This window comes from Aeromonas sp. s9, assembly GCF_040907765.1.
Lineage (GTDB): Bacteria > Pseudomonadota > Gammaproteobacteria > Enterobacterales > Aeromonadaceae > Aeromonas > Aeromonas caviae.
Map to the genome: position 1 here is coordinate 1 of NZ_JBFOCK010000038.1, position 13,546 is coordinate 13,546.

A 13,546-nucleotide genomic window follows, 5' to 3' on the forward strand; every position below is an offset into this window, starting at 1 on the left:
TGCGCCTGTTGTGGGCATACTGCGAAGGATAACCGCCAGACGCAAAGCCAGTTTAAATGCGCTGCGTGTGGTTATGAGGCGAACGCCGATGTGAATGGCGCTCGCAATATTTTAGCGGCGGGACACGCCGTTTTAGCCTGTGGAGGCGCGGTGCAATCAGGCCGCCCGATGAAGCAGGAACCCGGTACTGCGCGAGCAGCTATCACCCAGTAATGGGGATCCCCCTCCTGTGACGCGAAGCGCTAAGGTGGGGGAGGATGTCAAGATCCGCATTGCCAAGCGTCTGCGCCTTGGGGGACGTGATCTTGGTCTGCTGCTAATCAACGTTCAGGCTGCCCGTATGCTCAAGGAGTTTGCCGACAACCGCGGCAAGGCAGCCGATCACATCATGCTGTTCAACCAGGACGGATACTGGCTGCGCAGCCCGGACCCATCCCGGGAGTGGGGCTTCATGCTCGAGCGCCCGGATCTGACTCTGAAGCAGACTTCTCCCCAGGCCTGGCAGGCGTTCTGGGACGCATCAAACGGCCAGATGGAGTCTGCCGACGGACTCTGGAGCTGGACCACCCTGTACCCGGCACAGAATCATGATCAGCTGATCTGGAAAGCCGCGTCCCTGGTGCCGCACAGCGAGCTGCAGGCCATTCGCACTCATATCTGGGGGATCATCTTGGCCGCCAGCGCCGTGCTGCTGCTGTTGTTTGGTGCCGGTGTGGCTGCACTGGTGCGCAGCAGGCACAAGGAGCAACTGGCCCAGCAGGAAGCGGCCAGGTTGGCACAGGTCAAAGGTGATTTCATCGCCAACATGAGCCACGAGATCCGCACCCCCATGAACGCCATCATGGGGCTGACCTACCTGCTCGAACAGGGAGGGCTCGAGGATGGTCAGCATGCCCTGGTGCGCAAAATCCACCAGGCCGGGCAGGCGCTGCTCGGGATCATCAACGACATCCTCGATTTCTCCAAGATTGAGTCGGGTCGGCTCAAGCTTGAGCGGGTGCCATTCAGTCTCGAAGAGGTGCTCGATCACGTGGCGGCCATCATGTCCACCTGCGTTGGCCAGAAGCACCTCAAACTGGTGGTGAGCAGTGCCCCCGAGCCGGTTTCCCATCTGATTGGGGACGCCCTGCGCCTCGAGCAGGTGCTGCTCAACCTGACCGGCAATGCCATCAAGTTTACCGAACGCGGCGAGGTGGAGGTCAAGGTTGTGCTGGAATCAGAGCAAGACGGCATGGCCACCTTGCTGTTTCGGGTGCGCGACACCGGGATCGGCATTCCCCCCGAGCAGCAGGCCAACATTTTCAATGCATTCTCCCAGGCAGACTCCTCCACCAGTCGCCGCTTCGGGGGCACCGGGCTTGGTCTGACCATCAGTCGCCGCCTGGTGAATCTGATGGGGGGGACATCGGCGTCACCAGCGAGCTTGGCAAGGGGAGCGAATTCTGGTTCCGCGTCCGGCTGGAGCAGGGGGAGCGGCCCGAGGCCTTGAACGAGCGCCTGCAGCACATCTCGCTGCTCATCGCCGACGACAATCAGGTGACCCGCGACGCCCTGTCGATGACGGTGGGTTCCCTCGGATGGCAGTCGCGGGTGGTGGAGTCCGGTGAGCAGGCGCTGCACCATCTGCTGCGCCAGGGGGAGCGTTTTGACGTGATCCTGCTCGACTGGATCATGCCGGGCATGGACGGGCTCGAGACCTGCCTGGCCATTCGCCGCGCCTTCGAGCAGCAGGAGCGTTCACCCATCATCATCATGGCGACCGCCTATTCCCAGGATGAACTGATGCACCGCCCCGGCTCGGATCAGGTGGATCTGGTGCTGCACAAACCGGTCACCGGCTCCAGTCTCTACAACGCGGTGGCACGTCTCATCCACGAGAAGCGCGAGCATGTGGAGCCCCTTGAGAGTGGCCAGCGCCGTCTGCGCCTGCCGGGCGTGCACATACTGCTGGTGGATGACAGCGACATCAACCTGGAGGTGGCGACCCGCTTGTTGCAACGGGAGGGGGCCGAGGTGATCACCGCCATCGATGGGGAGCGAGCCCTGGCCTGCCTGGCAGATCCGGCACGGCGCATCGATCTGGTACTCATGGATGTGCAGATGCCAGTGATGGATGGCTACGAGGCGACCCGTCGCCTGCGTCTGCTGCCGGGGCGGGAGGAGACTCCCGTGCTGGCACTCACCGCAGGGGTATTCAAGGATCAGCGGGAGGCGGCGCTGGCCTCTGGCATGAACGACTTCATCGCCAAGCCGCTCGATGTGGAGCAGCTTATCGCGACCTTGCTGCGTTATCTGCCGGACTGTGTCCTGCCGCTCACAGTGAGCGACGAGCCACTCCCCCATGAGCCGGTGGCCGGCATCGATATCGATACCGGACTGCGCAACTGGGGTGAAGCCTCGGTCTATCTTAAATACCTGCGGCGTTTTCGCGATGACTACATGACGGTTGGTACCGTGTTGCCGGACTATATCGCCCAGCACGAGACCGATGCGGCCGCGAGCCTGACCCACAAGCTCAAGGGGGGGGCGGGGAGCCTGTCACTCACCGATGTGGCGCGTATCAGTGCCGAGTTGAACGAGGCCATCGAGCAGGGTGGCGACACCAGCCAGCTTATCGCACCCTTCCTCGAGGCCCTGGAGCGTGCACAACACTCCATCGATACCTATGCCGGGCGCGGTCAGTTCCCCGCTGGCCCAGGGGGAAGCGCGGGAGGTCTGCCTGCACGCCCTGCATCAGGCCCTGGTGAGCGAGGATCTGGATCTGATTGAGCCGGCGCTGAGCCAGGCAAGGAGTCACCTTCCTTGTGAACTAGTGAGCGAGATAAGCGCAGCCCTGGAGCTGTTCGATATCCCGTTCGCCACCCGCAAGCTGGAGGATTATCTGGAGGATCGGGAGGAACCTGCGCCATGAGTCGACCGCGCGTGCTGATCATCGACGACGAGCCGAGCAACCTCGGGTTGCTGCGGCAAATCCTCAAGGAGGAATACAACCTCTTCTTTGCCAAAGGGGGAGAGGAGGGGTTGGCCGCCGTGGGGCGTCACGAACCGGCACTTATCATGCTGGACGTGCGCATGCCCGACATGGATGGTTACGAAGTGTGCCGCCGGCTCAAGGCCGATCCGGCTCACGCCGGGATCCCGGTGCTCTTTATCACCGCGAGCGACAACGCAGACAGCGAGAGCCAGGGGTTCGAGGCGGGCGGAGTGGATTATATCTACAAGCCGGTCTGTCCGAGCACGGTGCGTGCCCGGGTGCGCAATCATCTCTCCCTGGTGCGCCTCGATCAGCTCGAGTGCAGCTATCGCACCGCCATCGTCATGCTGAGCGAGGCGGGCCACTACAACGACACCGACACCGGGGTGCATATCTGGCGCATGGCCGCTTACGCCCGGGCCCTGGCTGATGCGGCGGGCTGGAGCCCGGAGCAGTCGGATCTGCTGGGGCTGGCAGCCCCCATGCACGACATGGGCAAGATTGGTATCCCTGACCACATCCTCAAGAAGCCCGGTCCCCTCACCGAGGAGGAGTGGATCATCATGCGAAGTCACCCGCGCATCGGTTACGAGATCCTGAGGCGATCCGATGCCCCCCATCTTTCGCATGGCGGCGGAGATTGCCCTGCACCACCACGAGAAATGGGACGGCTCCGGCTATCCCGCCGGCGAGACCGGCGAGGGGATCCCCGAGGCGTCGCGGATCGTGGCCATCGCCGACGTCTTTGACGCCCTGAGCGTACGTCGCCCCTACAAAGAGCCCTGGCCCCTGGACCGGGTGCTGGCCACCATGCGCGATGGCTCCGGCCAGCACTTCGATCCCCGGCTGCTCTCCCGTTTTCTCGAGATCATGCCGGAGATCTTGCGCCTCAAGGCGCAATGGGATGCCCGCGAGGAGCGGGGGGATTACCAGATGGGCTGTGTCAGATAGGGATTGCTGGCCCGTTCGTGACCAAAGGTGGAGCTCGGGCCATGGCCCGGAATAAAGACGATCTCATCCCCGAGCGGCAGCAGGGTCTCGGTGATCGACTTGATCAGCGCCCCGTGATCCCCGCGCGGGAAATCGGTGCGGCCTATGCTGCCGGCAAAGAGCACATCTCCCACCCAGGCGAGGCGTTCTGCCTGGCAGAGCAGCACGATGTGGCCCGGAGTGTGGCCCGGGCAGAAATAGACATCCAGCTCGCACCGGCCCAGCTGCACCTTGTCACCCAGTGCAAGCCAGCGATCGGGGGTGAAGGCTGGTGTGTGGGAGAAGCCGAACATCTGACTCTGCTGGGGCAGCATGTCGAGCCAGAAGGCATCCTCCTTGTGGGGGCCGGTAATGGCGACACCGGTTCTCTCGCGCAGCTCGGCGGCGGCGCCCACATGATCCAGATGGCCGTGGGTCAGCAGGATATGGGTGAGGGTCAGCCCCCGTTTGGCTATGGCGGCCAGCAGCTTGTCCGCCTCGCCGCCGGGATCGACGAGGGCAGCCTGGCGGGTCTCGTCACACCAGATAAGAGAACAATTCTGGGCGAACTGGGTGACCGGGATCACCTCGAACTTCAACATGTGGGACTCTCCTGAGGGGTCTGAAGGGGGGAGCGTTTGGCGAAGAAGGCGAGGCAGGCCTCCTTGGCACCACGAAACAGGATCCGCTCGCGCTTGTTGTCCAGCTGATAGCGGTACATGGGGTCATAGTAGCGAGTCAGCAGCAGTCTGATCCAGACCAGATGGGCGCGGGTGTCCCCGCTCTGGGCCTGTTCCCTGAGGGCGGCCTGCAACAGCCCATCGAGTTCGCGATAATCCTTGTCACCGAGTCGGCGCTTGAGCCTGGCCATGGCGTCGGTGAGGTAGCCGGCAAACAGCGGCCAGCCTGCATCTGGCCCATGGAACTCCAGATAGCGCAGCCAGAGATCCTGCACGTAATCGGTGCGGATCTGCTCGGCCCGTGCCTCCTGCGGCACCTCCACCACCACCAGGGGAGCCCGGCACATGGCCTCATAAAGGTTGAGTGGCAGGGCGCAGCGACCGATGAGACGGCTCTCGTCTTCCAGTACAAACTGTGACTCTCCCCGGTTGCGACGCTGAAGCAGCTCGATGGCAAGCCGATTTTCGAAGTCGATGTTGCCGGGTTGCCCACCCGGCAGTTGGCCAAACGACGACCCCCTGTGACGGGCGTGCCCTTCCAGATCCACCGCCTGGGTGATGTGCGCCAGCATGTGGGTCTTGCCGGAGCCGGTCATGCCGGTCAGCACGGTCCAGTCGCACTCTGCACTGGCCTTCGCCTGGGTGTCGATGAGAAAGTGGCGCAGCGCCTTGTAGCCGCCCGCGACCCGGGGGCGGGTGATGCCGGCCTCGGCCAGCCACTGCTGCACTGTCTGGGAGCGCAGGCCGCCGCGAAAACAGTAGAGCAGGGCGTCGGGTTGCTGGCGCAACCTGGCCAGCCAGCCTTCCATGCGCGCGTCGCGCACCGCGCCTCCCACCAGTTGATGGCCCAGGGCGATGGCTGCGGCCTGACCCTCCTGCTTGTAACAGGTACCGACCCGGGCACGCTCCTCGTCCGTCATCAGCGGCAGGCTGACGGCGGTGGGAAAGGCCCCTTCCTTGAACTCGACGGGGGCGCGCAGATCGATGAGTGGAACCTCATCCAGAAAGATCCGGGCGTAATCCGTGGCCAGTGGCAGGGTACTCATTGGACAACCTCGATGAACTGGTTGCCGGTGCGGGCCTGCAACTGGCCGATGGGAGAGAGGGTCAGCCCTGCCTGTGCGGCAATGGCAAGGAGCTCGGCTTCACTTTCTTTACCGACGGCTACCAGCAGGCCGCCGCTGGTCTGCGGGTCGCACAGGATGCTGCGGGTGCGATCATCCATGGCGCCCAGCTTGTCACCATAGGAGTCGAAGTTGCGCAGGGTACCGCCTGGTACGCAGCCCTCACTCAGGTAGTAATCCACCTCGTCCAGCAGCGGCAGCGCCTTGAAGTCCAGACGGGCACTGACGCCGGAACCTTCGCACATCTCCAGCAGGTGGCCTGCCAGTCCAAAACCGGTCACGTCGGTCATGGCGTGCACGCCGGGTAAGGCGGCGAAGCGCTGGCCAATCTTGTTGAGGGTACACATGGCATCCGGGGCCAGTTGCTCATGCTCGGGCTTGAGCTTGCCCTTCTTCTGGGCGGTGGTGAGGATGCCGATGCCAAGGGGTTTGGTAAGATAGAGCACATCACCCACCTGGGCGGTGTCATTCTGCTTGATGGCGTCGAGTGGCACGATACCGGTCACTGCGAGGCCGAAGATGGGCTCGGGGGCGTCGATGCTGTGACCGCCTGCCAGAGAAATGCCCGCCTCGTGACACACCTGGCGACCCCCGTCGATCACCTGCTGGGCCACTTCAGGTGCGAGTATGTTGACGGGCCAGCCGAGGATGGCTATGGCGACGATGGGTTTGCCGCCCATGGCGTAGATGTCGCTGATGGCGTTGGTGGCGGCGATGCGACCGAAGGTGAAGGGATCGTCGACGATGGGCATGAAGAAGTCGGTGGTAGAGACGATGCCCTGGCCGTTGCCGATGTCGACCACGGCGGCATCATCCTTGCTGCTGTTGCCGACCACCAGGGTGGGGTCGTCAAAGCCCGGGATCTGGCTCTTCAAGATGGTGTCGAGCACCTTGGGGGAGATTTTGCAGCCACAGCCAGCGCCGTGGCTGTATTGGGTCAGACGAATGGAAGACATGCTTTCCCCTTGTGTGGGCAGACTTGTGTGTGCCAATAACTGCTGCGGCGCCGTCAAATGTGCGCGCAAAAATAGGGTGGCCCTGGCGGCCTGTGAACACAGTGATGTCAGGCTGCCAGGCAGGGCGGGAGGAGGGCAAGGATGCGCCGGCGAAGCCCCGCCGAGGACCACAGGACGGGCCATTATGCCACAGACGGCCCTCTTGATTCGAACTGTAATTCACACAAAGCGCAGGGGATTGTCGGGTTCAAAAAGAGCCGTACTCTTCGCCTTGCTCAGGCTAGTCCCACTTTGAGCCGCCCCGACGGCGTGCCGGTCTTGCATCGGGGCAGCATGTGGCGACGGAAACTAGCCAGCTTGCTCCATCACTGGTTGGGGAGCCTTGCCTAGCCGGCGCAGTCGCCGTTGCAGCGGCCGCTCCAGCAGGGTGTAGCTCAGCGCCGAGAGCCCGATCAGCACGGCGAGCATCAACAGGGTGGCCAGCACCCCCAGCAAGGGGTTGGTCTGGGCGTACCACCACGCGGTGAGCCCCGGCGCCAGAGAGTGGACAAGCTCGCAGCCGGTGAGCAACACCAGGGCGTGGAGCAGGTAGATGGAGTAGGAGAGATCCCCCAGCCAGTTGGTGAAGCGGTTGTCCAGGAGGCGCAGCAGCGGGCTCTGGCGATCGCCCTGGCAGGCGGCAATCCAGATCAGCAACACGTAGGCGCTGATCAGCAGCAGGGTCAGCTGCGGCGTCATGGTGAACTGCATCAGCGCGAAGGGGAGCAAAAAGGCGAGCAGCAGCGGCAGATCCCGCTGCATCATGGGCCACTGGCGGGCAGCCTTCACCTTGGGCAGCAGCCAGAGGCCGAGCACGAATTCACTCACCCCGCGCCCGATGGCCAGCGCTCCGCTGGTGACATCCAGGGTACCCCGGCTGTGCACGATAAAGGCCAGCACCGTCAGGGCCAGCAAAGGGGCGAGGTTGCTCCAGCGGCTGCGGGTGACGGCGAGGGAAATGAGCAGTGGAAACAGCAGATAGCTAATCCACTCCACGCTGAGCGACCAGGCGGCGAAGTTCCAGGTCAATCCGTGATCGGTCACCACCTGCAGCAGCAACAGGCTGCTTGGCAGCGCCTCGGCCGGGGTAAAGGGTGAGCCGAACGGAGGCATTCCTTCCCACTCCCACATCTTGAACAGGGGACCGGCGTAGAAGCCAATCCCGTGGTGGGCCTTGTAGAGCTCCCAGCCTACCAGCAGCAGCAGGGTCACTAGGTAGAGGGGATACACCCGGGTGAGCCGCAGCCAGAGGAAGCGACCATAACTCACGGTGTGGGGCGAGCGGGTGAAAGCCTCCCCGTAGACGTGGGCCAGCACCAGCCCGCTCAAAATAAAGAAGAGATCGACCCAGAGGTAGCCGTTCTCGATGAGTTGGGTGTGGCCGGCGATCGACTCCATCCACTGGGGAAAGAGCAGCAAGCGGGCGTGGAACAGCACCACCATCAGGGCAGCGATGTCCCGCAGCGGCGTCAACAGCGGCAATGATTGATTCATGACGGGATCCTTGATGATGTTCAGCTTGGCCTGACATCAATTTTTGTTGTGGTGCCGCTCATCAACCCTGATGAGTCGGCTGCCCCGGCTTGGCGGCCACAGGCGGGATCACCCTACCTAAAAGAGAGTCATACGAGTGTGATTGCCGTCATGAATGGGCGTTTATCATCCTAAAACCAGCATGGGATAGGGACGCATCGAAAATAGAGAGGGGATCTAGACTAGGGAAGTCATCCCTCTGAGCGTCAGGAACATCCCCATGAAACTCTATGCCCACCCCTTTTCTTCCTACAGCCAGAAAGTGCTGATCGCTCTCTACGAGAATACCACCCTGTTCGAGTACCGGAATCTCGAAGAGCCGGAGGCGAGCGCCGAACTTGCCGCCCTCTGGCCACTCAAGCGCTTCCCGATGTTGCTGGATGATGGTCGCTGCATCCTCGAGAGCAGCACCATCGTCGCCCATCTGCAGGCGCACCATCCGGGCCCCGTCAGCCTGATCCCGCCTGGCGATGCGGGTCTGGAGGTGCATATGCTGGATCGCGTCTTCGACAACTATGTGATGACGCCGATGCAAAAAGTGGTGCTGGATGCAATGCGCCCGGCCGCTGATCGCGACCGCTATGGCGTAGTGGAGGCCCGCGAGCTGCTCAATCAGATCTACCCCTGGCTTGATCAGCGACTGGAAGGACGCCACTGGATTGCCGGCGCAGACTTTACGCTGGCCGATTGCGCCGCAGCCCCCTCGCTCTTCTACGCCGACTGGGCCCACGAGATCCCGGCTGGCTATGGCCGTCTGCGTGCCTATCGCGCCCGTCTGCTCAATCATCCCTCCATCGTGCGGGTGGTGGAGGAGGCGAGGCCATTTCGACACTACTTCCCGCTGGGCGCGCCGGCGCGTGATTGAGCGGGATGACTTGTGGTGGGCGAGTATTGTCGTCCCAGGCAATGTGCGAGGCGGACAGGGGCATGGCGTGATCCATTGCAGGGGAAAACAGCAATATTCATTCAAATGAGTGGGTATGCGTTTATGGCTGATATTTCCCCGAGGATTTTTGAATGTTGATGCGTAATATTTCATGCTTTTGCATAAAAAAATGCCGGGCATGTCTCTGCTGGTGGGTTGTGTAGTGAAAGAGAGATGAGAATCGGGTTAACGATGCGGCAACCTTTGATTGAAGATGGCAGTCGTCAGTCGAAGAGGAGGGATGGGGGCCGCAATCGCTGTTGGTGGCAAAGTCGGGGGGAGGTTGTCTCTTTGGCGCTGCATAAAAAAAGCCCGCTACGATCGCGGGCTTTTTGATGACTAGCAGAACCCAGTCCTGGCCCGGATCTGGAACCGGGGACAAGGGGGGCAGCGCTGGTCTGCTCGGCTTAGCGGGCGCGCACCACCAGCCCCTTGAGGTAGAAGCCTTCCGGATAGGCGGTACCGATGGGGTGATCAGATGCCTGGGAGAGCAGCTCCAGGATCTGGGCATCGCGACCGGCATCGAGGGCCGCATCGGCCACTATCTTCTGGAACAGGCTCTGCTCCATCAGGCCGGAGCAGGAGTAGGTCAAGAGCACGCCACCCGGCGCCAGCAGTTGGAACGCCAGCATGTTGATGTCCTTGTAGCCGCGGCAGGCGCCCAGCAGCTGGGCCTTGCTCTCGGCAAACTTGGGTGGGTCCAGCACGATGACATCGAACTTCTCGCCCTTCTCGCGATATTCGCGCAAGAGCTTGAAGACGTCGTGACGCACGAACTGGGTGTTGCTGGTATCGAGACCGTTCAGTTCGGCGTTCTGGCGGGCGATGTCCAGCGCATTCTGGGAGAGATCGACGTTGACTACCTCCTTGGCACCGCCCTGGAGGGCATAGACCCCGAAACCGCCGGTGTAGCAGAAGCAGTTGAGCACCCGCTTGCCTTCAGTGTATTTCGCTGCGGCAAGGCGGTTATCCCGCTGATCCAGATAGAAACCCGTCTTGTGACCGTTGCGAATATCGACCAGGATCTTGACGCCGCCGTTCTCCTCGATCACCACGGGGTCGGTCGGGGTCTCGCCATGAATGACGCCGGTGCGCTCCTTCAGCCCTTCCTTCTTGCGCACGGCCACGTCGGAGCGCTCATAGATGCTGCACTCGGGGTAGAGGGTACGCAGGGCTTGCGTTATCAGCTCACGCTGGAACTCGGCACCGGCGGAGAGGATCTGGCACACCAGGAAGTCGGCGTAGCGGTCGATGGTGAGGCCCGGCAGACCGTCGGATTCGGCGGCGCAGAGGCGATAGCCGGTGAGGCCCTGACGCTTGATGAGCCCGTCACGGGACTCCTGGGCGTATTTGAGGCGACGGATGAAGAAGTCGAGATCGACGCTCTCATCCTTGTCGAAGGTCCAGACCCGGGCACGGATCTGGGAGCTGCCGGACCAGGCACCACGGGCGAGCCATTTGCCGTCATGGGTGAAGATCTCGACGGTATCGCCGTCAACGGGGTTGCCCTGCACCCGCTCAATGCCCTTGGAGAAGATCCAGGGGTGGCGACGCAGCAGGGATTTTTCGCGGCCTTTGACGAGATAGATGGAAGCGCTCATGGGTAGTTGCCGATGGTAGAAAAGAAGGGGGCATATAGTAGGGGCTGTGAGGGTAGGCACGCAAGCCGCGTCTACCGGGATCCGTGCATCCACACGCGGTCAGGGTCGGACGGGCTGTTTAGCACGTCCCCAGCGCCTGGCCCAGACATGGCAGGCCATCTGGAGGATGGCCTGCCGGAGGGGGTCAGATCCGCAGGCCGGTGAGCGCCTGACCGAGTTCATTGGCGGTTCCCTTGAGGCCGGTGGTGCCGGCGACCGCCGCGCTGGCGGACTCCTCCACCCGGCTCGCCTCGTGGCGCACCTTGTCGAGGTTGCGAGTGATCTCCTCTGCCACCGAACTCTGCTCTTCGCTGGAGGTGGCGATCTGGGTGCTCATCTCCAGGACCGCATCGCTGTGGTTGCTGAGCCGCTCGATGTCCATGCCCACCTCGGTGATGAGCTGCTGGCTGTCGGCCGCGCGCCCCACCGTCTTCTCCATGATGTCGTTGAGCGCCCCGGTCCCGGCCTGGAGCTCCTCGATCATCTGCTGGATCTCTACCGTGGCCTGTTGGGTGCGGCTGGCGAGGGTGCGCACCTCGTCGGCCACCACCGCAAAGCCGCGTCCCTGTTCACCAGCCCGGGCGGCCTCGATGGCGGCGTTGAGGGCCAGCAGGTTGGTTTGCTGGGAGATGGCGTTGATGACGTTGACCACTTCGTTGATGCGATTGGCGTTGTGAGTCAACCGTTCGACCGCGCCCGAGGCATTGCCAATCTCGTCCGCCAGGGTGCGGATGGCGGTGATGGTGCGTGCCACCCGCTGTGCCCCGTGAGTCGCCTCGTCGCTGGACTGGCGGGTTTGCAGCAGGGTGTCATTGGCGTTGCGGGCCACTTCCCGGATGGCGGCGGACATCTGCTCCATGGCGGCGGCCAGGGAGTCCATGTGCTGTCGCTGGGCGCGGGCAAGCTGCTCGCCGTCGCTGGCATGCTCGCGAAATTCGTCGGCGGCCAGGGTAAGGGCATCGGCGGACTCTTCCACCAGTTGCACTATCTTGTGCTGGCGGTCGGTGAAGGTGTCGATACTGCCCGCCAGAATGGAGAACTCGTCCCGCACCGGAAAGAAGTTGAGCCGGAAGGTGAGATCGCCGTTCGCCACCGTCTGCAATGCCTTGTTGGTGGAGTAGAGGGCCCCCGAGACGAAGGTCATCAGATAGTGGGTGATGAGGGCCAGCAGTGCGGCCAGCACCGCGATGATGGTGAGCGTGGTGCCCTGACCATCCCAGAGGGCGTAGTGACTCGTATCCAGGGTACCGGAGACGACGCCCGCCTGACCTGCGCTGGCGCCATAGCGATAGATGTCTCCCTGCTGGCTAAGGCCGGTGGCGGCGCCAGGCGTGAGTACGAGATCCGCGGGCAGGGTAAGGGTCGGCTGCTGGCTCACCAGCTGGGCCGTGGTCTCGACCCGCCCTTTGAGCTGATCCACTCTGAGCTGCATCGCCTGATCATGGCCGTCGGCCAGCAGATACCAGGTGAGGAAGGCGATGAACACCAGGGGGCACCAGAAGGTGATGAGAAATTTCTCGCTGATCGTGAGGTGAATGAGATAACGGTCAACCCACCGAAACTTTACTTCTTTCATAATGGTATTGCGTCCTGCAAGGGGAAGAGAGTGTCGCGCTCATTATCGCCCCGGGGAAAAATTACTTAAGGGAAAGGTGTGATAAATGGGAGAGCAATCGTTTGTCGTGCGGGTGTGGGGTCAGGTTCAGGGAGTGGGGTTTCGCTACTTCACCCGGGAGCGGGCGCTGCAACTGGGGCTGCGGGGGCATGCCTACAACCTGGAAGATGGCTCGGTGGAAATCCTGATTGCCGGTCCCGAACAGAAGGTACAGATGATGCTGGGCTGGCTTGAGCACGGGCCCCGAACCGCCACCGTCACCCGAATGGAGTGCACCCAGGCGTTGCCACCCACCGGAACCGGTTTTCATACCAACTAGCCGGGAGGGTTCATGGGGGAGAGCTGGATTGCGCAGGCCAACCGGCTCGTTGGGCAATATCGGGGGGCGACCCTGGCACTGCGCGAGCACAAGGGGATGGAAGAGGTGCATGCCTACCGGATAGCGGCCCGCCGCCTGCTGGCGCTGCTCGCCCTGTGGCGACCCCTCATTCATGAGCCCGAGCTGGAGCGGCGATTGACCCGTGCTGTCGGCACGCTCTCCGCCCTGCGCGATGCCCAGGTCTATGCGCAGCATCATGGTGGCTCGCTTCGGCAGAACCGCTTGCCACGGGTCCCCCTGTTGACCGGCCCGTTGGCTGGCCCGACTGGAAGAGGTACCCGTCGGTGTCGATCTCTTGCCGCTGTTTCAGCTGCATCTGGCGCTGTCACTGTCGGATGCACTGGCTAAGACCTCCTCCCTTCCTGTGGGCATCAGGGCGAGACTTCGGTGCTGGCACCGGCTGCGTCTGGTGCTGAAACAGGCGCGCTACGGGATGGAGCTGCTGACGGCTCAGGGGGGAGGGGATCCGGCCTGGTTGTCCATGCTGGTGAGCTGGCAGGAGCGTCTTGGGCAATTGCAGGACAGACGCCAATGGCTCAGACGCCTTCGGGGCGAAACGGGGCGAGGTCAGCAACGGCGAGCCCTGAAAACAGAGATCCGCTGCCAACTACTGCAACTGGATTGCCATCAGGTGGAGCTGGTCGGCCTTCGCATGGCATTGCAGCAGAGCGGGCAGTAAGCACCCCACAAGATAAAAAAAGAGAGGCCATTG

The 13,546-nt window shown here is 62.7% G+C and carries 13 protein-coding genes and 1 pseudogene; 8 read left to right on the plus strand and 6 right to left on the minus strand.

Annotation, left to right across the window (positions count from 1 at the left end; translation table 11 throughout):
- The 4 genes and pseudogenes from AB5Y54_RS07575 to AB5Y54_RS07590 all read left to right on the plus strand — a co-directional run.
- Positions 1 to 213: zinc ribbon domain-containing protein (locus tag AB5Y54_RS07575; RefSeq protein WP_368153423.1), on the plus strand; the 213-nt coding region annotated here is incomplete at its 5' end.
- A 52-nt stretch (positions 214 to 265) separates the two neighbouring features.
- Positions 266 to 2,911, plus strand: a pseudogene (locus AB5Y54_RS07580) (response regulator); the annotation flags it as partial.
- Positions 2,908 to 3,723, plus strand: a complete 816-nt coding sequence (locus AB5Y54_RS07585) for a two-component system response regulator (protein WP_254052380.1) — start codon at positions 2,908 to 2,910, stop codon at positions 3,721 to 3,723. The pseudogene AB5Y54_RS07580 and the gene AB5Y54_RS07585, both read left to right, overlap by 4 nt.
- Complete coding sequence (locus tag AB5Y54_RS07590) at positions 3,620 to 3,925, plus strand: HD-GYP domain-containing protein (protein WP_258040117.1); 306 nt, start codon at positions 3,620 to 3,622, stop codon at positions 3,923 to 3,925. The genes AB5Y54_RS07585 and AB5Y54_RS07590 overlap by 104 nt, the downstream gene beginning before the upstream one ends.
- On the opposite strand, the gene AB5Y54_RS07595 is transcribed toward AB5Y54_RS07590, so the two are convergent.
- From AB5Y54_RS07595 to AB5Y54_RS07610, 4 genes are all read right to left on the minus strand, one after another.
- Positions 3,901 to 4,545 (minus strand): MBL fold metallo-hydrolase, encoded by a 645-nt coding sequence (locus AB5Y54_RS07595; protein WP_052815082.1) that lies wholly within the window; start codon positions 4,543 to 4,545, stop codon positions 3,901 to 3,903. The two genes, AB5Y54_RS07590 and AB5Y54_RS07595, sit on opposite strands and share 25 nt — an antisense overlap.
- Complete coding sequence (mnmH, locus tag AB5Y54_RS07600; protein WP_052815083.1) at positions 4,539 to 5,669, minus strand: tRNA 2-selenouridine(34) synthase MnmH; 1,131 nt, start codon at positions 5,667 to 5,669, stop codon at positions 4,539 to 4,541. The genes AB5Y54_RS07595 and mnmH overlap by 7 nt, the downstream gene beginning before the upstream one ends.
- Positions 5,666 to 6,703 carry a selenide, water dikinase SelD gene (gene selD / locus AB5Y54_RS07605; protein WP_052815084.1) on the minus strand — a complete coding sequence of 346 codons (1,038 nt, stop codon included), beginning with the start codon at positions 6,701 to 6,703 and terminating at the stop codon, positions 5,666 to 5,668. Before selD ends, mnmH begins: the two co-directional genes overlap by 4 nt.
- A 348-nt stretch (positions 6,704 to 7,051) precedes the next feature.
- Complete coding sequence (locus AB5Y54_RS07610) at positions 7,052 to 8,236, minus strand: acyltransferase (protein ID WP_109112460.1); 1,185 nt, start codon at positions 8,234 to 8,236, stop codon at positions 7,052 to 7,054.
- Positions 8,237 to 8,495: 259 nt separating this feature from the next.
- On the opposite strand from AB5Y54_RS07610, the gene AB5Y54_RS07615 reads away from it, so the two are divergent.
- On the plus strand, positions 8,496 to 9,140 hold the full coding sequence (locus AB5Y54_RS07615; protein ID WP_052815086.1) for a glutathione S-transferase family protein: 645 nt from the start codon (positions 8,496 to 8,498) through the stop codon (positions 9,138 to 9,140).
- 467 nt (positions 9,141 to 9,607) lie between these two features.
- Here AB5Y54_RS07615 and AB5Y54_RS07620 read toward each other — a convergent pair whose 3' ends face one another.
- Together AB5Y54_RS07620 and AB5Y54_RS07625 are read right to left on the minus strand one after the other, a co-directional pair.
- Entirely contained in the window at positions 9,608 to 10,801 is a 1,194-nt protein-coding gene (locus AB5Y54_RS07620) for a class I SAM-dependent methyltransferase (protein WP_039039155.1), read from the minus strand.
- A gap of 184 nt (positions 10,802 to 10,985) precedes the next feature.
- Positions 10,986 to 12,416 (minus strand): methyl-accepting chemotaxis protein, encoded by a 1,431-nt coding sequence (locus tag AB5Y54_RS07625; protein WP_103243130.1) that lies wholly within the window; start codon positions 12,414 to 12,416, stop codon positions 10,986 to 10,988.
- Between the two features lie 85 nt (positions 12,417 to 12,501).
- Between AB5Y54_RS07625 and AB5Y54_RS07630 the strand changes: the two genes are divergently transcribed.
- From AB5Y54_RS07630 to AB5Y54_RS07640, 3 genes are all read left to right on the plus strand, one after another.
- On the plus strand, positions 12,502 to 12,774 hold the full coding sequence (locus AB5Y54_RS07630; RefSeq protein WP_010674727.1) for an acylphosphatase: 273 nt from the start codon (positions 12,502 to 12,504) through the stop codon (positions 12,772 to 12,774).
- A gap of 12 nt (positions 12,775 to 12,786) precedes the next feature.
- A complete protein-coding gene (locus tag AB5Y54_RS07635) occupies positions 12,787 to 13,182 on the plus strand; it encodes a CHAD domain-containing protein (protein WP_053288198.1) in 396 nt (131 codons plus the stop codon).
- A 61-nt stretch (positions 13,183 to 13,243) separates the two neighbouring features.
- Positions 13,244 to 13,513 carry a hypothetical protein gene (locus tag AB5Y54_RS07640; protein ID WP_234716512.1) on the plus strand — a complete coding sequence of 90 codons (270 nt, stop codon included), beginning with the start codon at positions 13,244 to 13,246 and terminating at the stop codon, positions 13,511 to 13,513.
- Positions 13,514 to 13,546: the final 33 nt, after the last annotated feature.

What these genes read in the sequence shown, in the direction of transcription:
- AB5Y54_RS07625 (WP_103243130.1), bottom strand. Translation starts at nt 12,416, where the DNA reads ATGAAAGAAGTAAAGTTTCGGTGGGTTGACCGTTATCTCATTCACCTC.
- AB5Y54_RS07635 (WP_053288198.1), top strand. Translation starts at nt 12,787, where the DNA reads ATGGGGGAGAGCTGGATTGCGCAGGCCAACCGGCTCGTTGGGCAATAT.
- mnmH (WP_052815083.1), bottom strand. Translation starts at nt 5,669, where the DNA reads ATGAGTACCCTGCCACTGGCCACGGATTACGCCCGGATCTTTCTGGAT.
- AB5Y54_RS07615 (WP_052815086.1), top strand. Translation starts at nt 8,496, where the DNA reads ATGAAACTCTATGCCCACCCCTTTTCTTCCTACAGCCAGAAAGTGCTG.
- selD (WP_052815084.1), bottom strand. Translation starts at nt 6,703, where the DNA reads ATGTCTTCCATTCGTCTGACCCAATACAGCCACGGCGCTGGCTGTGGC.
- AB5Y54_RS07595 (WP_052815082.1), bottom strand. Translation starts at nt 4,545, where the DNA reads ATGTTGAAGTTCGAGGTGATCCCGGTCACCCAGTTCGCCCAGAATTGT.
- AB5Y54_RS07630 (WP_010674727.1), top strand. Translation starts at nt 12,502, where the DNA reads ATGGGAGAGCAATCGTTTGTCGTGCGGGTGTGGGGTCAGGTTCAGGGA.
- AB5Y54_RS07585 (WP_254052380.1), top strand. Translation starts at nt 2,908, where the DNA reads ATGAGTCGACCGCGCGTGCTGATCATCGACGACGAGCCGAGCAACCTC.
- AB5Y54_RS07610 (WP_109112460.1), bottom strand. Translation starts at nt 8,236, where the DNA reads ATGAATCAATCATTGCCGCTGTTGACGCCGCTGCGGGACATCGCTGCC.
- AB5Y54_RS07620 (WP_039039155.1), bottom strand. Translation starts at nt 10,801, where the DNA reads ATGAGCGCTTCCATCTATCTCGTCAAAGGCCGCGAAAAATCCCTGCTG.